Below are 17,804 nucleotides of genomic sequence, written 5' to 3' on the forward strand. Positions count from 1 at the left end.
GTCACGATGACCAACGCGCCGAACACCACCCGCCTCGCCCCTCGCCTCGTCGCCAGCGATGTCGACGGGACCCTGCTCGACCAGCACGAACGTGTCAGTGAACGCACCAAGCGAGCTGTCGCGGCCGTCGTAGCGGACGGAGTGCCGTTCGTGCTGTCCACCGGTAGGCCGCCGCGGTGGATCCACCCCGTCGTCGACGGTCTCGGATACGCGCCGATGTCGGTGTGCGCCAACGGTGCGGTCATCTACGACGCGGCCACCGATCGCGTTCTCAGTGCGGAGACCCTCGATGTCGAGACGTTGCAGTGGCTGGCCGACGTCGCGTACCGCGCGCTACCCGGCTGCGGTCTCGCGGCCGAGCGCGTCGGCCGATCGGCGCACGACGCGGCCACGCCGCAGTTCGTCAGCTCGCCCGGCTACGAGCACGCGTGGCTCAATCCCGACAACGTCGAGATGTCCGAGGACGACGTCGTCGACGTCCCCGCGGTGAAGCTGCTGATACGACTGTCGGGATCGACCAGCGGCCACATGGCAAACATTCTCTCGCCGCTGATCTCCGGCCGCGCCGACCTGACCTTCTCCACCGACAACGGGCTCATCGAACTGTCGGCCCCGGGCGTCACGAAGGCGTCGGGCCTGGCCAAGGTCGCCGAGACCCTGTCCGTGGACGTCGCCGATATCGTCGCCTTCGGGGACATGCCCAACGACGTCCCGATGCTGTCGATGGTCGGCCTGGGCGTCGCCATGGGCAACGCGCATCCGGCCGCCGTCGCCGCCGCGGACGAAGTGACCGTCACCAACGCAGACGACGGAGTGGCGCAGGTACTCGAACGCTGGTGGTGATTCGCTGGTAGGGCGGCGCATCGAACACGACAAGGGCCGAGTCACCACGGTGACTCGGCCCTTGTCGACTGTCCGAACTCAGCCCGCGGGTGCGGGCTCCGGTGCCGGAGCGGGCTCCGGTGCCGGAGCGGGCTCGGCAACAGGTGCCGGCTCCACCGGCGCGGCGACCGGCTTCTGCATTTCTGCGTTGTACGTGTCGTTGTACGTCTTGATCACCGTGGTGACGATTCCGGTGAGCTCGTTGAAGATCAACGAACCGTTCTCGAAGTCCGTGCGGAAGCCCTCCGGCACCTTGAACTCGTCGGTGAGCGGCAGACCGAGGACGCCGTCGACACCGCCCTGCTGCAGGTACTGCTGGAAGATCTTGCCGATGACGGCCACAGCCTGTCCGGCCATGTTGGTGATGATCTCGCCGTTCTGGAACTGCGCCTTCTCACGGCCGCCGCTCACCTGCACCAGGCCGCTCACCGGCACACCGAGTGAGCCGGTCTCGCCGCCCGAAGCCAACCACTTCTGTGCAACAGGACTGGTCGATGCGAGACGCTGCAACTCGGCGACCAGCGCCGGGATGTTCTCGCCCAGAGTCGAACTGACGTCGGTGCCCGGGCGTGACGGTGCCGGGTCGGTCACCGCGGTGTCCGGTGCGGTGGCATCGGGCGCGGTCTCGGGTGCTGCCGGTGTGACGTCGCCGCCACCGCCGAGGTTCGCGGCCGCGATGTCGCGGATCTCCCCGAGCCTGGCGTATCCGGCATCACCGGGGCATTCGGTGTTGCCGACGTCGCGGTGACCAAAGATCACCGGCAGGTCGACGCTCTTGCCTTTGCCGATGAACGTGAAATCCGTTCCCTCGGAGGTCATCGTCGTGGTCCCCTTGGGATCCAGACCTGCCTTGCCGAGTCGCCAGCCGAGGAACTTGCCGACCGAATCGACGGTCTCCTGCGACGGATCCTGAGTGGAGTAGTCGCCCATCATGGCCACTCCGACGGTGTTCTCGTTGAATCCACCGGCGTGCGCACCCTGGACCGGCTTGTCCAAGCCGCCGGCGCGACCCTCGAAGATCTGGCCGTACTTGTCGACCAGTGCGTTGTAGCCGATGTCGCACCAGCCCAGAGTCTGTGCGTGGTACGCGTAGATGGCGCGGACGATCTCGGCCGACTCGGACTTCGAGTAGTCGTTGCTGCCTGCGGTGTGGTGCACGGTGGCACCGCCGATGAAATCGTCGATTGTCGGGTTGGCGCAACGGATCGACTCGTCAGCACCCCACTGGGCTCGGGTGATGACGTTGGGACCTGCATCGCCTGCCACCGGAGTGGCGAGGTCGCTGAGTACGGAATCGGCGGGGGATGTGCCGGGGGTGATGAGCACGGCGCTGATGTCGCTCACTGCCGACGCCAACTGCTCGGCCGACACCTCAGGAGCGGCGTCGGGCGCAGCGGGCTCTATCGGTGCCGGATCCTGTTGGCGCAGCGGCTTGCTCGACGACGCGGGTGTGTAGCCCAAAGGCTGCTCCGCAACGGCGGGAGCAGGTGCAGGTGCCGTGGCATCGGAAGGCAGCGGAACCACCGGGACCTCCGGAACCGGCGGCGTTGCAAAGCTTTCGGGAGCAGCGCTGCTCGTCAGCGGAGTCAACAGCACCTGCACGGCCTTGGTGAGCCCCACGAAGATCGGTTCGGTGCCCTGCTTTTCCGCAGCGGGAACGGCGTCGCTCGCAGTGGTATCCACCGGTGCGGTCTGCAGCCACGGGCCCCAGGATCCGTCCTCGAGCTGCCGACGAACCTGCGCGCTCGCGCCGTTCAGCTGCTCGGAGGTCAACGCCACCATGCTGAACGGGGTGTCCTGCGAGATCTCCTTGACTGCGGCTCCGAGCGGCGGACCGGTGGGGTCGGCAGCCTCAGGATTGACCGGTGCCGAGGCGTCCACCCTGGGGATCGGGGCCTGCGCGGTTGCGCCACCCGGAGCCGGCGTCGTGAGACCCGGGATGTCGGGAATCTCGATCGGCGGGATCACGATGGAATCCGGCAACGGCAGGTATTTCAGATCGGAGAGCCGCAGATCGGGCAGCGGCAGGCCGGTGAGCTCCTGCAGCGGAATGACGATGTCCGGTGCTGCGCTCAGCGCGGTCTCGACGATCTTCGTCGGCACGGTGACCGGGGTTGTCTCGTTGGCCGGTCGAACTCCGGTGGTCGTGCTGTCTGTCAGCCCTGCGACCGCAAACGGGGTCGCGACGGCGAGTAGTGCGACAGCACCGAGAACGATCGACGGCTTCGTTCGACGGTTCGGCAAGGCGGTACTCCCTGGTTGGTGGTAGGTACGCGTCGTAGGATCTCTACTGCTGAACAACATGAATCACATCAGCAACATGAGTCCCATCAGACACAAGGCTAAACCTTAGCTTGACAGTTAGCCACAGCCGGGAAGTTCCAGTGGCGCGGCGCGTCGGGGCTTGCATTCCTGGGTCATTCCGCAGGCTCCACTCCCGCCTTCATGGGTCATTCCGCAGGCTCCACTCCCGCCCCCTACGCTTTCCACCTGTGACTGTGCACTTCATCGGAGCCGGACCCGGAGCGGCAGACCTGCTCACATTGCGGGCCGTCGAGTTCCTGCGATCCAGTCCGGTGTGTGTCTACGCCGGTACCTACATCGACGACGCCATCCTCGAACATTGCTCGGCCGGTACTCGCCTGGTCGACACCGCGAAGCTCGATCTCGATGCCATCACCGCCGAACTCATCGCCGCCGACCAGCGCGGGGACGACGTCGCACGCCTGTGCTCGGGTGATCCGTCCCTCTACTCCGCGATCGCAGAACAGTCGGCTCGACTCGACGCCGCGGGTGTGCCGTGGGACATCACGCCGGGAGTGCCCGCCTACGCGGCCGCTGCGGCCACGTTGGGCGTCGAGCTGACCGTTCCCGAGGTGACGCAATCGGTGGTCCTCACTCGCGCGCAGGCCCGCTCGACGGCGATGCCGGACACCGAGGCGCTGGCCAATTTCGCCGCCACTCGCGCGACGTTGGCACTGCATCTGGCCATCACTCGCACCCGCATCATCGCCGACGAACTGACGGAGTTCTACGGTCCGGAGTGCCCCGCCGCAGTCGTCTTCCACGCCAGCAAGCCGGACGAGCTGATTCTTCGCGGCACCCTGGGCGACATCGCCGACCAGGTCGAGGCCGCCGGGCTGCGGCAAGCTGCGGTGATCCTCGTCGGTCCTGCTCTGGCTCGTCGCGTCGTCGCCGAATCCCACCTGTACGACGCCTGCCGGGACCGCTCGTGAAAATCCATCTGATCGGCATCGGCGGTGGTCACCCGGATCAGGTGACGGTGCAAGCCGTCGAGAAGCTGCGGGCTGTGGACGTGTTCATCGTGGCCGACAAGGGCGCGTCCGTCGGGGATCTGGCAGCAGCCAGGCAGGAGATCCTCGAGCGCCACCACGGTGGCAGCTACCAGGTCGTCGAGGTGCCCGACCCCCCACGCGACCGGTCACCTCGGCAGTACGAGACCGCCGTCCTCGATTGGCACGACGCCCGCGCCCGGGCGTACGCCGACGTGCTCGACGGTCTCGCCGACGGCACCGTCGTCGGGTTTCTCGTCTGGGGCGACCCGGCGCTCTACGACAGCACTATCCGCGTCGTCGAGCGGATCGCCGAACTGCGCGGCGACATCGAGTTCGATGTCACACCCGGCATCTCCAGCGTGTCCATGCTGGCGGCGAGTCATCGACTCGTGCTCAATCGCATCGGGGGCCCGATCGTCATCACCACCGGCAGAAACCTGGCCGGCGACGTCGCAGCCGGGCTGGACAACCTCGTCGTCATGCTCGACGGCAACCTGGCCTGCAGTGCGCTGACCGGCGCAGGCTGGGGCATCCACTGGGGAGCCAACCTGGGTACGACCGACGAGAAGCTCGTGGCCGGGCCGCTCGACGCCGTGCTCGACGACATTCGCCGCGCCCGCGCCGAGGTCAAAGAGGCGCACGGCTGGGTGATGGATACCTACCTGCTCCGACGCCTGCCAGGTTGACACCGGACCGGCCGGGCGGTGCCTGGCGGGGTGGAGCCGTCACGATCGTCGGATACCCTGGTTGCCCGTGACTGCTGTAAGCCCCGAGACCACCTCTTCCGACGCCACCGCGACCGGCCGCTACGACCTCATCGTCGTCGGATCCGGGTTCTTCGGTCTGACCGTGGCAGAACGGGCGGCGTCCCAGCTGGGCAAGCGTGTTCTCGTTCTCGACCGGCGGCACCACCTGGGCGGCAACGCGTACTCGGAAGCCGAGCCCGAGACGGGTATCGAGATCCACAAGTACGGTGCGCACCTGTTTCACACGTCCAACAAGCGCGTGTGGGACTACGTCAACCAGTTCACCGACTTCACCGGCTACCAGCACCGCGTCTTCGCGCTGCACAACGGTCAGTCGTACCAGTTCCCGATGGGCCTGGGGCTGATCTCGCAGTTCTTCGGAAAGTTCTTCTCCCCGGCCGAGGCGCGGGCCCTGATCGAGGATCAGTCCAGTGAGTTCGACTCCAAGGACGCGCAGAACTTCGAGGAGAAGGCGATCTCGCTGATCGGACGTCCGCTCTACGAGGCGTTCATCCGGGACTACACGGCCAAGCAGTGGCAGACCGATCCGAAGGAACTGCCCGCGGGCAACATCACCCGGTTGCCGGTGCGTTACACCTTCGACAACCGCTACTTCAACGACACCTACGAGGGGCTGCCGGTCGACGGCTACACCGCGTGGCTCGAGAACATGACACGCGACGAGAAGATCGACGTTCGCCTGAACACCGACTGGTTCGATGTACGCGACGAGTTGGTCGCCGAGAGCCCGAACGCCCCGATCGTCTACACCGGGCCGCTGGACCGCTACTTCGACTACTCCGAGGGCGAACTGGGCTGGCGCACCATCGATTTCGAGACCGAGGTGCTCCCGGTCGGCGATTTCCAGGGAACGCCGGTGATGAACTACAACGACGGCGACGTGCCGTTCATTCGGATCCACGAGTTCCGGCACTTCCATCCCGAGCGTGAGTACCCGACCGACAAGACGGTCATCATGCGCGAGTTCTCACGTTTCGCCGAGAGCGGCGACGAGCCGTACTACCCGATCAACACCCCCGACGACCGGCAGAAGCTCGAGGCGTACCGCAACCGCGCGAAGGCCGAGACGGCCTCCAACGGTGTGCTGTTCGGTGGTCGACTCGGCACGTACCAGTACCTCGACATGCACATGGCCATCGCGAGCGCACTGAACATGTACGACAACACCCTGGCCCCGCACTTCGAGACCGGCACCGCTCTGGCGGGGGACAAATGACCGCCAAGCACCTGCTCGAGGACGGGGTCGCAGACGTCGCGCCGGTCCTCGGAAAATCGCTGTTGCAGCGTGTACTGCTGCCCCGTTCGGGTGAGCCGCTCGACGTGCGCACGCTGTACCTCGAAGAAGCGACCACCAATGCCAAACGCGCGCACTCGCTCTCGCGTACCTCGCTCACCATCGGCGGCGAGTCCGAGGTGTCGTTCTGTACCTACTTCAACGCATTCCCGGCGAGCTACTGGCGGCGCTACAGCATCCTGAAGTCCGTGGTGTTGCGCGTCGAGGTGTCCGGCCACTGCCGAATCGACGTCTACCGGTCCAAGGCCGATGCGTCGCGCATCCACGTCGAGGGCCGCGAGGCCGTGGACGGCGATGCGGCGCAAGAGTTTCTGATCGACCTCGGCCCGTTCGAGGACGGCGGGTGGATCTGGTTCGACATCACCTCCGACTCCGAGGTGGTCCTCGAGAGCGCGGGTTGGTACGCGCCGATCGACGCTCCCGGCGAGGCGACCGTCGCCGTCGGCATCCCCACGTTCAATCGACCCACCGACGCCGTCAAAGCGCTTGTCGCCCTTGGCTCGGACCCGTTGGTGCTCGACGTGATCCAGGCCGTCATCATGCCGGATCAGGGCACCCGCAAGGCAAAGGACGAACCCGGCTTCGACGAGGCCGCTGCTGCGCTCGGTGGCCGTCTCGCGATCCACGATCAGGCGAACCTCGGTGGGTCCGGCGGCTACAGCCGGATCATGTTCGAGGCGCTGAACAACACTGCCTGCCAACACATTCTGTTCATGGACGACGACATCGAGATCGAGCCCGACTCGATTCTGCGGGCGTTGGCGATGTCGCGTTTCGCCAAGGTGCCCACGCTCGTCGGCGGCCAGATGCTGAATCTGCAGGCGCGTAGTCACCTGCACGTCATGGGTGAAGTGATCGACCGCGGGAACTTCATGTGGACCGGCGCGCAGAACGTCGAATACGACCACGACTTCTCCGAGGACCCGCTGCGCACCAGCAAGCTGCTGCACCGCCGCATCGACGTCGATTACAACGGCTGGTGGATGTGCATGATCCCGCGCGTCGTCGCCGAGGAACTCGGGCAGCCACTGCCACTGTTCATCAAGTGGGACGACGCCGAATACGGCTTGCGCGCACGCGAAGCCGGCTACCCGACGGTGACGCTGCCGGGTGCCGCGATCTGGCACATGGCGTGGAGCGACAAGGACGACGCCATCGACTGGCAGGCGTACTTCCACCTGCGCAACCGTCTCGTTGTCGCGTCGCTGCACATGCCCGGCGACGGCAAGGGCCTGGTGCTCGACACGATCAAGGCCACCGTCAAGCACCTGCTGTGCCTCGAGTACTCGACGGTCGCCATCCAGAACCTCGCGATCCGTGACTTCCTGGCCGGTCCCGAGCACATCCTCGACATCCTGCCGACGGCACTGCCGACGGTGCACGCACTGCGCAAGGAATTCCCCGACGCCGTCGTTGTCGGCAGTTCCACGGAGTTGCCGCTCGCATCGGGTGAGGAAGTCGGAGCCGTCGGCCTGCCGACCAACCCGATCTCCAAGGTCCGTCGTCTGGCCAAGGGCTTGCTGCGCAACGTCAAGCCTGCGCACGAGCAGCACCACGAGCGTCCGCAGCTCAACGTGCCGACTCTCGACGCACGCTGGTTCCTGCTGTCCCAGGTCGACGGCGTCACCGTCACGACGGCGGACGGCCGAGGTGTCGTCTACCGCAAGCGCGACCGCGCGCAGGCGGCGGCGTTGCTGAAGGAAGCGCTGTCGTTGCGCAAGCAGTTGGCAGCCGAATTCCCTGCGCTCAAGGCTCGATACCGTGATGCCGTGCCGCACCTGACCAGTAAGGAAACGTGGGAACGTGTCTTTCGTTACCAGGCGTAAAGGCCAGACCGAGGTGCCGACCGAAGTGCGCATCCTCGAAAAGGTGCAGGCCACGGTCGGCAGCGCCCCCGGTGCGATCACCGTCGCGCGCGGGATGTCGCACTTCGGCGAACATGCCCTCGGCTGGGTGGCGATCGCAGGTATCGGCGCTGCTCTGGACGCGCCTCGGCGACGCCAGTGGGCGTCGGTGGCCGTCGGTGCCGTCGGATCACATGCCGCGTCCATCGTCATCAAGCGCATCGTGCGCAGGCCGCGTCCCCACGATCCGGCCGTCCGGATCAATGTCTCGACGCCGAGCAAGCTGAGTTTCCCGTCGTCGCATGCGACATCCACCACAGCGGCTGCGGTTCTCCTCGGCCGCGTGACCGGGCTACCGTTACCGGCGGTCCTCGTCCCACCCATGTTGCTCTCGCGCTTGGTGCTCGGAGTCCATTACCCCACCGATGTGCTGGCCGGATCTGCACTCGGCGCGTTGACGGCTGCTGCCGTCGTGAAGTTCGAAGGAGACAAATGAGCGAGGATGCCGCACCCGTAGGCGCACCGCCGAAGAATCTGGCGGACGGCATCGTCAAGGCGCTTCGCCCGCGTCAGTGGGTCAAGAACGTGCTGGTCCTGGCCGCGCCGTTGGCGGCAGGCTCGGTCACCGATCGCGACGTGCTGCTGTCCGTCGCGCTCGCGTTCATCGTGTTCTGCTTCGCCGCCTCCGGTGTCTACCTGGTCAACGACGCCATGGACGTCGAAGCCGACCGCGCGCACCCCACCAAGCGGTTCCGGCCGATCGCTGCAGGAGTCCTGCCCGTCACGATCGCCTACGCGATGGCCGTGGTGTCGCTCGGACTCGCCGTCGGCCTGTCGTTCTTCGCGAACTGGAAGCTCGCGCTGGTCATCGGCGTCTACATCGTCATCCAGCTGGCGTACTGCTTCGGCCTCAAGCACCAGGCCGTGCTCGACATCTGCATCGTCTCCTCGGGCTTCCTGCTCCGGGCGATCGCCGGTGGCGTCGCTGCCTCGATCCCGCTCTCGCAGTGGTTCCTACTGATCATGGCGTTCGGCTCGCTGTTCATGGCGGCAGGCAAGCGCTACGCCGAGCTGCAACTGGCCGAACGCACCGGGGCGAAGATCCGTAAGTCGCTCGAGAACTACACCACGACATATCTGCGCTTCGTGTGGACGCTGTCCGCGACGGCCGTCGTCATCTGCTACGGCCTGTGGGCTTTTCAACAGGACGCCGAAACGGACTCCAACTGGTTCGCCATCTCGATGATTCCGTTTACTATCGCAATCCTGCGATACGCAGTGGATGTAGACGGCGGCGAGGCAGGCGAACCCGAAGAGATCGCGTTGGGAGACAGGGTTCTCCAGCTACTCGCCATAGCGTGGATCGGAGTGGTTGGTGTCGCTGTCTACCTCGCCTGACCAGCGAGACACGCGAGAAGACACCCCGGCACCGGCGGTCTCGACCAGGGCGGTCTTCTGGGTCGGGACCGTCGTCACCGGTGCCCTGTTTCTGTGGGGTGCCTGGGAACGTCGCTGGATCGCCGACGACGGCCTGATCGTCCTGCGCACCGTCCGCAACCTGTTGGCCGGCAACGGCCCGGTGTTCAACGCGGGCGAGCGGGTCGAGACCAACACGAGCACCATCTGGACGTACCTCGTCTACGCGGGTAGCTGGCTCAGCGACGGCCGGCTCGAGTACGTGGTCCTGACGATCGCGCTCGTGCTGTCCACAGCGGCCGTCGTCATCGCGATGATCGGCACGTTCGCCCTGCGTGGGCGCACTGCGTCACGCACTCTCTTCCTCCCCGCCGGTGTACTGGTGTACATCGCGGTACCGCCGGCCCGCGACTTCGCGACGTCCGGGCTGGAGACCTGCCTGGTCATCTTCTGGCTGGCGGTTTTGTGGCTGCTGATGGTGCGCTGGGGGCAGCGCCGCGGAGGTGGCGTCGAGCTGCTGCTGCTGGCCTTCTTCGCCGGCCTGGGCCCGCTGGTGCGCCCCGAGCTGTCCATCGTGTCGGTTCTGGCACTCGCGATGATCTTCCTCGCCCCACAGACGTGGTTGTCGAGGCTGCGCGTGTTCGCATTCGCGGGCGCGGTTCCCGTGCTGTACCAAATTTGGCGCATGGGCTACTACGGCCTTCCGTACCCCAACACCGCAGTGTCCAAGGACGCCGGCGGTGCCAAGTGGTCGCAAGGGTGGGCGTATCTGACCAACCTGATGGGACCGTACCTACTGTGGCTCCCGCTGGTGCTGCTCCTGCTCGGTGCCGCCCTGTCGGTGACACGAGTGCGCCCGACGCTGCCCAGAACAGTGGGCGGCCTGCTCGCCGCGTTGCGCACGCCGACCGCTGTCGTCGTATTCGTGCTCGTCAGTGGATTGTTGCTCGCGGTCTACGCAATTCGAGTCGGTGGCGATTTCATGCACGGGCGAACATTGTTGCCCGCCCTGTTCACGCTGCTGTTGCCCATTTCAATATTGCCCGTCGCGCTCCCGCAACGATGGTCCGGTAATCGTGCGACTGCTGCTTTCGTCGCAGATGTATTCGTCTGGGGTGGGATCGTCGTCTGGGCTGTGATTGCGGCGAACACGACGGGAATGCCCCAGGGCTCGATCGTCGGACGAAGCGGAATCGTCGACGAACGAGCGTTCTATTCGCTCAACACCGGGCACGCTCATCCGATCCTGGCGTCGGACTATCTCGACTATCCGCGAATGCGGGCGATGGTTCAGGCGATCGACGACACCCCGGACGGCGGATTGCTGCTGCCGTCCGCGCAATTCACCTACTGGGATGTCGTCCCGCCGCCCCTCCCGATCCCCGAGGGTGGATTCGGTCACACCGTCTACTTCCTCAACCTGGGGATGACGAGCATGAACGTCGGCCTCGACGTGCGGGTCATCGATCAGATGGGGCTCGCGTACCCGTTGGCATCGCACACCGAACGCCTCGAGAACGGCCGTATCGGTCACGACAAGAACCTCTACCCGGACTGGGTCGTCGCCGATCTGGGACTGGTCGGCATCCATCCGTACCTGCCCTGGTACATGGACGAGGACTGGGTGACCGAAGCTCAGGTGGCGTTGACCTGCCCGGACACCCAGGAAATGCTGACGTCCTACCGAGCACCGTTGACGAAGGATCTGTTCGTCCGGAATGTGAAACGTTCGTTGTTCTATGCCGGTTATCGATTCGACCGGGTGCCGAAATACGAAATACAGCGATGTGATCTTCCGGCGCCTGTATTGAAGGCCGATAATTAGCCAGCAGAACACGAGAAGATCACCGGGTTGCGCCGATTCGGTCTCGACGCGAAGATGAGCTGTCTCGATCCTGTAACGGACGACGTACTTCGTGCGATAAGTGCGGAGGATATGTATGCGCCAGACCCTGGGTCGGGCGCGTACATGATGAACTTGCGAGATCAATCGTTGATTGCGTAACCGATGTGACGAAGCTGCTGAGAGGTCGAGTGCATGCTGGGTAGATGGAAGAGCCGGTCCGGGGACAAGCGAGCGGGCTCCTGGGGACGCCGCGCCGCAACATCCATGCTGATGGCAGTGGTGCTACCACTGGGATTGGCCGTGGCGGGCGGTGGCGCAACTGCCAACGCAGCGTTCGACGGCAATGCCATCGACGTCTGGACGGACTCGAGCATGGGCCCGATCAAGAGCCGGGTGTGGCGGGCAGCGGACGGTAACACCAACCGCGTCGTCTACCTGCTCGACGGCCTGCGCGCCACGACGGACATCTCGGGCTGGGAGCACGAGACCGACGCCGGAGCAGTTCTCGCCTCGTGGAACATCAACGTCGTCGAGCCGGTCGGTGGACAGTCGAGCTTCTACTCCGACTGGTACGCACCGTCCAACTTCAACGGTCAGAAGACCACCTACAAGTGGGAAACCTTCCTGACGCAGAACCTCCGCGAGAACCTGCGCGCGAACTACGGCTTCAACCCGAACCGCAACGGTGTCATCGGCATCTCGATGGGCGGCTCCGCAGCCCTCACGCTGGCTGCGTACCACCCGGACCAGTTCAGCTATGCCGGTTCGCTGTCGGGCTACCTGAACATCTCCGCGCCCGGCATGCGCGAGGCGATGCGCCTGGCTCTGCTGGACTCCGGCCGCTACAACATCGACGCGATGTGGGGCCCGCCGTGGGATCCGGCATGGCTGCGCAACGACCCGTTCGTCTTCGCGCCTCGCTTGCGTGACAACGGCACGCGCGTGTGGGTCTTCGCAGGCAGCGGTTTGCCCGGCGGTCTCGATCGCCCGCAGAGCTTCATCGATTACTACAACACCGCGAACGGTATGGGCCTCGAGGCCATCGCCCTGGCGAACAGCCGTGCTTTCCAGATCCGCATGGCGAGCATCGGTGCCAACAACGTCACGTATGCGTTCCCGGCCGTCGGTACCCACCAGTGGGGCTACTGGGGCGAGCAGATCCGCGTCATGGCACCGGACCTGAGCGCCAACATCGGTAACTGATCCACCCGGCAGCGTTTGCTGTCGCAGTCCCCGCTTTCGGCCCTGTAGTGATATTTCACGACTTTTCAGGGCTGTTCAGCGGGGACCGCGCAGGATAGTCTCCTGTTTCAGAAACTTGCAGAGGCGAAACTGGGACGCTGATCACAGTTTTGCCTTGGAACCGCTCGATGGAATAACCTCCATCGAGCGGTTCGCCTGTTATGCAGCAGAACCTCGACGTTTCGACACACCACAGCTTCACCCCGGCCTCATGGGCCGTCAGTCAGCCCTGTTCGATTGCCGGGGGCCGCTACGACAGCGGAGACCGCGTAGATGAGAGAGAGCACGATTCATGCGATTTGCCGGCCTCAGCAGTAACCCGAAGGCGTCATCACGCTGGCGTCAGCGCCTGCTCGGCGTGGGTGCTGCCGCACTCGTTCTGCCGATCGCAGCCGGTGTCGTCGGCGGCGCAGTCGCAGTCGCTGCCCCCACTGCCGTCGTCCATCAGACCCCGGCCGGTGGCCGCGAGGACCTGATCGTCCCGTCCGAGATGGGTCCGATCAAGGTCCAGGTCCAGTGGGCGGCACGCGGCGGAAACGCTGCTCTCTACCTGCTCGACGGCCTGCGTGCCCGCGACGATCGCAACGCCTGGACCTTCGAGACCAACGCGCAGGATCAGTTCGCCAACGACGACGTGACTCTGGTCATGCCCGTCGGTGGACAGTCCAGCTTCTACAGCGACTGGTACACCTCGTCGAACTTCAACGGCCAGGAAGTCACCTACAAGTGGGAGACGTTCCTGACGCAGGAGCTCCCGGCGTTCCTGGAGAACTACGGCGTCTCGCGCAACAACAACGGTGTTCTCGGACTGTCGATGGGTGGTTCGGCTGCCCTGACGCTCGCCGCGTACCACCGCGACCAGTTCAAGTTCGCCGGCTCGCTCTCGGGTTACCTGAACATCTCGGCCCCGGGCATGCGTGAGGCGATTCGTATCGCGATGCTCGATGCCGGCCGCTTCAACGTCGACTCCATGTGGGGACCGCCCTGGAACCCGGCGTGGCTGCGCAACGACCCGTTCGTCTTCGCACCCAGGTTGCAGGGCCTGTCGCTGTACATCTCCGCAGCCAGTGGCCTGCCCGGCCAGTTCGACCGCCCGGCCGCGCCGATCGATTTCTACAACACCGCCAACGGCATGGCGCTCGAGGCACTCTCGCTCGCCAACACCCGTGCATTCCAGATCCGCATGGGCACCCTCGGTATCCCGGCGACCTACAGCTTCCCGGCCAACGGAATTCACGCCTGGCCGTACTGGGGTGCCGAGCTGTGGAAGGCACGCACCCAGATCCTGGACGCGCTGAACGCCTGATTCGGTTCCGTAACGTGCTCTCCGACAATGCCGCCCCACGCTCTCGCGTCGGGCGGCATTGTCGGTTCGAGCGCCGGCTCTTCGAGCCTCCCCAATTCACATTCGCACCACCAGTCACAGCGAGTCTGCTGTTCGTGGCCATCGGGCACGTGTAGAAAGACATACGAAGCATGTCTCGAGACGAGACCTTCGGTCGTCACAGGAAAGAGAGTCACCATCATGCGCACTGCGCTTGTTCGGTTCGGTCGTACCCCATCGGCCGGCACACGGGCTCGGCGAGCGGCAGCAGCAGTGACTGTTGCCTCCGCGCTGATGATTCCCTTCGCGACGACGACGTTGGCCACTGCAGCCCCGGTTGCTCATGCCGCCCCGATGGCGCAGACCGGCCCCGCCTACACCCAGGCCGGTGGAGCAACCGTCACCTCGGTGGACTGGCTCTCCGATCGCCGCGTCGCACTGTGGATCCAGTCGCCCTCGATGGGAACGCCCATCCAGGTGCAGCTGCTGCTCGCGCGTGACTGGAACATCAACCCGCAGGCCACGTTCCCGCAGGTGTACATGTTGGACGGACTCCGGGCGACCGACCAGGAGAACGGCTGGACGGCCGAGACCGACGCCGAGGCGTACTTCGCCGACAAGAACGTCAACGTCGTCCTGCCGATCGGCGGACAGTCCAGCTTCTACTCCGACTGGGTCGATCAGGACAACGGCAAGAACTACCAGTGGGAGACGTTCCTGACCAAGGAGCTGCCGCCCATCCTGGCCAAGGACTGGCGCAGCACCGACAACCGCGGCGTCGTCGGGTTGTCGATGGGTGGCACGTCGGCAATGTTCCTCGCGGCCCGCAACCCCGGCTTCTTCAAGTTCGCCGGTTCGCTGTCGGGCATCCTGACCACCACCTCCCTCGGCATGCCGCAGGCCATCCAGTACGCGATGACCGACGCCGGCGGCTACAACTCCAAGGCCATGTGGGGCGCACCGTCCAACTCGCTGTGGGCTCAGCACGATCCGTACCTGCTGGCCGACAAGCTCAAGGGCGTCAGCCTGTACATCTCGAGCGGCAACGGCTCGACCGGCCCGTACGATCAGCCGTCGCCGATTCCGGGCGTCAGCACCAACTACGCGGGCATGGGCCTCGAGATCCTCTCGCGACTCACTTCCCAGACCTTCGCCACCAAGCTCAACCAGCTCGGAATCCCCGCGCAGGTCAACTACCGCCCCTCGGGAACGCACTCGTGGCCGTACTGGCAGTTCGAGTTGCACCAGCTGTGGCCGCAGCTCGCCACGGCACTCGGCGTCGAGGTCGACAAGCCCGCCTGCAGTGTCGCGGGCATGATCGGCAATGCGAGCGGCGCGAACTCGTGGCTGGGTCCCTGCCTCACCGCGGAGTACAACGTCGCCGGTGGTCGAGCTCAGGACTTCACGTTCGGTCGGGTCTTCTTCACTCCCGACACCGGGGCGCAGGTGGTTGCCGGCGCTATCGGCGGCATCTACCAGGGCAACAAGGGCCCCGAGGGTGCGCTCGGCTTCCCGAAGACCGGCGAGATCGCCACTCCCGACGGCCGCGGCCGCTTCAACGCCTTCCAGAACGGCATGGTCTACTTCACGCCGCAGACCGGAGCCCATGTGGTCAAGGGTGCCGTGCTAGACGAGTGGGCAGCCCAGGGGTACGAGGGCGGTCCTCTGGGATACCCGGTGCTCGACGAGGTGGCAACACCCAACAAGCCCGGCTCGGTGCAGGGCTTCGAGATCGGCGCGATCTACACCTCGCCCGACGCGGGCGTGCATTCTGTGCAGGGCATGATTCTCGGTAAGTACGGTGAATTGGGTTGGGAGAGTGGACCTCTCGGGTTCCCCAAGTCCAACGAGATCGGCCCCATCCGGGACGGCGGACGGTTCAATCAGTTCGAGACCGGCAACATCTACTGGAGCCCGGTCAGCGGAGCCTGGTCCATGCCGTACGGCCCGATCTTCGACGCCTGGGGATCGGTGGGCTACGAAGGTGGCCGCCTCGGCTACCCCACCAGCGATCAGTTCGACATCGACGGTGGCGGTAAGCAACAGAACTTCCAGTTCGGCATCATCACCGTCAAGGACGGCAAGGCCACGATCGCTCCGTGACCGGAGGCAGTCACGGCTTCAGAGTTCTCTCAGAGCGTGGCTGTACTCTCGCCTGCGACCCGACGACCGAAGGATTTCGATCGATGACGCGTAACTCTCTGGCCAGAACTCTGTCCCTCGGCGTGCTCGCCGTGGCGGCGAGCTCGATGCTGGTGGCGTGTGGAAGTGACGACTCGACGGCCACCGGCGCGCCGACGAGCACCACCACGGCAGCTGCGACGACGACCGAGGCGAGTTCGTCGACGTCGGCGGCCGAGAGCACCACCACTACTGTCGCTCCGACCACCAGTCCGGGCGAGGCGGCGACGGCACCGCCGGAGCAACCCCAGGCCGTGCCGGACGACTTCCCGGGGCCGACGGAGAGCCAGATCGACAACCGTGGCCAGCGTTTCCTCGACGAGCTGAAGAGCAAGGGCGTCACCCCGGCGGGCAACGGCGACATCGCGGTGTCGACGGCCAACTACATCTGTGCCGCGCAGGCGCAGGGCGTCGCAGCCGACGAAATCACGACCTACGTCACCGCGAACGTCGGCGTCGAGGCCAGTGCTGCCGGAACGCAGATGAACGAGACGCAGGCCCAGCAGGCAGCCCAGACCTACATCGCCGCCGCGCAGGCGACGTACTGCACGCCGTAGTTCGCGCTGATGGCCAAACGTAAACGCAGAGTTCTGCCGGTGATCGCCTTCGCGGTGATCATCGGGCTCGTCATCGTGGCCCTGTGGTACCTCCTCGCCGGGCGTCTCGGACCCGGACCGGGACCGGTACCGCCGCCGGGGCCCGAGCAGCCGACCTCGCAACCGGCGGACTGCCCGGACGTCCAGGTCATTGCCATCCCCGGTACGTGGGAGTCGTCGTCGACCGACGACCCGTACAACCCGACCGCCAATCCGGTGTCGCTGATGCTCAACGTCACCCGGCCGCTGCAGGAGCAGTTCCCCGGATCTCGCGCGGACGTCTACACGGTTCCCTACGTCGCACAGTTCTCGAACCCCATCGCGCTGCCGCCGGACGGCCAACAGTCGTACAACAACAGCCGTACCGAAGGCAAAAACGTTGCGGTGCAGAAGATGTCGGACGTCGCAGCGCGATGCCCACTGACCAACTTCGTCATGGCCGGCTTCTCGCAGGGAGCAGTCATATCCGGCGACATCGCGGCCGACATCGGCGCAGGTAACGGACCCATCTCCGCCGATCGTGTCCTCGGCGTCACCCTCATCGCCGACGGCCGCCGCGACGGAGTGTCGGGTACCGACGTGCCGGGACCGCTCGACGGCGTCGGAGCCGAGGTCGCCCTCGGGGGACTCGACCTCCCCGGCATCACCATGACGGGGCGTCGGGACGGCGGATTCGGCGCGCTCGACGACCGGACCAATCAGATCTGTGCGCCCGGCGACCTGATCTGTGCGTCCCCGTCGGATGGACTGTCGCTGCGCAACATTCCGCAGAGCATCCAAATTCTGATCGGGGCGGCGGGCAATCCGGTGCACGCGTCGTACAACAGTTTCGTCGTCGACGGTTCCGGCACGACGGCCACCCAGTGGACGGCAGCGTGGGCGGCCGATCTGATCGAGAATGCGCCGACGCCTCCGCACTCGTGATCGGGTCGTGTGGACGACGGCGTGATCGGGGTCGTGGGTAGCGCAGTGACCGGTGTCATCGATAACGGACAGGTCACAACGCGGCGTGTCGCCAACTGGTGCAGGGCACAAACCTGTGGTCTACGACCCCCAGTCGGTGGGATCCGCTCCCGCGAGCGGCTAGAGTGACGCCTTGGACCTGCGCGGATCGGC

14 protein-coding genes are annotated in these 17,804 nt (G+C 65.6%); 13 read left to right on the forward strand and 1 reads right to left on the reverse strand.

What is annotated here, in order from left to right; all coding sequences use genetic code 11:
• Positions 1-6: 6 nt before the first annotated feature.
• Positions 7-843 carry a Cof-type HAD-IIB family hydrolase gene (locus RFA01S_RS02170; RefSeq protein ID WP_027494821.1) on the forward strand — a complete coding sequence of 279 codons (837 nt, stop codon included), beginning with the start codon at positions 7-9 and terminating at the stop codon, positions 841-843.
• A gap of 78 nt (positions 844-921) precedes the next feature.
• Here RFA01S_RS02170 and RFA01S_RS02175 read toward each other — a convergent pair whose 3' ends face one another.
• A complete protein-coding gene (locus tag RFA01S_RS02175) occupies positions 922-3,126 on the reverse strand; it encodes an N-acetylmuramoyl-L-alanine amidase (protein ID WP_032407196.1) in 2,205 nt (734 codons plus the stop codon).
• A gap of 248 nt (positions 3,127-3,374) precedes the next feature.
• On the opposite strand from RFA01S_RS02175, the gene cobM reads away from it, so the two are divergent.
• The 12 genes from cobM to RFA01S_RS02235 all read left to right on the forward strand — a co-directional run bounded on the left by cobM (position 3,375) and on the right by RFA01S_RS02235 (position 17,612).
• Positions 3,375-4,118, forward strand: coding sequence for a precorrin-4 C(11)-methyltransferase (gene cobM / locus RFA01S_RS02180; RefSeq protein WP_032407197.1), 744 nt, complete (start codon positions 3,375-3,377; stop codon positions 4,116-4,118).
• A complete protein-coding gene (gene cobF / locus RFA01S_RS02185; RefSeq protein ID WP_032407198.1) occupies positions 4,115-4,864 on the forward strand; it encodes a precorrin-6A synthase (deacetylating) in 750 nt (249 codons plus the stop codon). Before cobM ends, cobF begins: the two co-directional genes overlap by 4 nt.
• Positions 4,865-4,931: 67 nt before the next feature.
• The gene (gene glf / locus RFA01S_RS02190) at positions 4,932-6,161 is read left to right on the forward strand and encodes a UDP-galactopyranose mutase (protein WP_032366753.1); all 1,230 of its coding nucleotides are present in this window, start codon (positions 4,932-4,934) and stop codon (positions 6,159-6,161) included.
• Positions 6,158-8,065, forward strand: a complete 1,908-nt coding sequence (locus RFA01S_RS02195; RefSeq protein ID WP_032407199.1) for a glycosyltransferase — start codon at positions 6,158-6,160, stop codon at positions 8,063-8,065. The genes glf and RFA01S_RS02195 overlap by 4 nt, the downstream gene beginning before the upstream one ends.
• On the forward strand, positions 8,043-8,579 hold the full coding sequence (locus RFA01S_RS02200) for a phosphatase PAP2 family protein (protein WP_174557191.1): 537 nt from the start codon (positions 8,043-8,045) through the stop codon (positions 8,577-8,579). The genes RFA01S_RS02195 and RFA01S_RS02200 overlap by 23 nt, the downstream gene beginning before the upstream one ends.
• Positions 8,576-9,481 (forward strand): decaprenyl-phosphate phosphoribosyltransferase, encoded by a 906-nt coding sequence (locus RFA01S_RS02205; RefSeq protein ID WP_027494814.1) that lies wholly within the window; start codon positions 8,576-8,578, stop codon positions 9,479-9,481. Before RFA01S_RS02200 ends, RFA01S_RS02205 begins: the two co-directional genes overlap by 4 nt.
• Positions 9,459-11,324, forward strand: a complete 1,866-nt coding sequence (locus RFA01S_RS02210; RefSeq protein WP_032407200.1) for an arabinofuranosyltransferase AftB family protein — start codon at positions 9,459-9,461, stop codon at positions 11,322-11,324. The genes RFA01S_RS02205 and RFA01S_RS02210 overlap by 23 nt, the downstream gene beginning before the upstream one ends.
• Before the next feature lie 213 nt (positions 11,325-11,537).
• The gene (locus RFA01S_RS02215; RefSeq protein ID WP_174557192.1) at positions 11,538-12,548 is read left to right on the forward strand and encodes an alpha/beta hydrolase; all 1,011 of its coding nucleotides are present in this window, start codon (positions 11,538-11,540) and stop codon (positions 12,546-12,548) included.
• A 331-nt stretch (positions 12,549-12,879) separates the two neighbouring features.
• A complete protein-coding gene (locus tag RFA01S_RS02220; RefSeq protein ID WP_027494811.1) occupies positions 12,880-13,893 on the forward strand; it encodes an alpha/beta hydrolase in 1,014 nt (337 codons plus the stop codon).
• Between the two features lie 219 nt (positions 13,894-14,112).
• Positions 14,113-16,014: an alpha/beta hydrolase-fold protein gene (locus RFA01S_RS02225; RefSeq protein WP_081371246.1), complete on the forward strand. Its 1,902-nt coding sequence runs from the start codon at positions 14,113-14,115 to the stop codon at positions 16,012-16,014.
• An 83-nt stretch (positions 16,015-16,097) separates the two neighbouring features.
• On the forward strand, positions 16,098-16,649 hold the full coding sequence (locus RFA01S_RS02230; RefSeq protein ID WP_032374174.1) for a DUF732 domain-containing protein: 552 nt from the start codon (positions 16,098-16,100) through the stop codon (positions 16,647-16,649).
• Between the two features lie 9 nt (positions 16,650-16,658).
• A complete protein-coding gene (locus RFA01S_RS02235) occupies positions 16,659-17,612 on the forward strand; it encodes a cutinase family protein (protein ID WP_027494808.1) in 954 nt (317 codons plus the stop codon).
• The last annotated feature ends 192 nt before the right edge of the window (positions 17,613-17,804 follow it).

The sequence above is a fragment of the Rhodococcoides fascians NBRC 12155 = LMG 3623 genome (assembly GCF_001894785.1).
In the GTDB taxonomy this organism is placed as follows: Bacteria; Actinomycetota; Actinomycetes; order Mycobacteriales; family Mycobacteriaceae; genus Rhodococcoides; species Rhodococcoides fascians.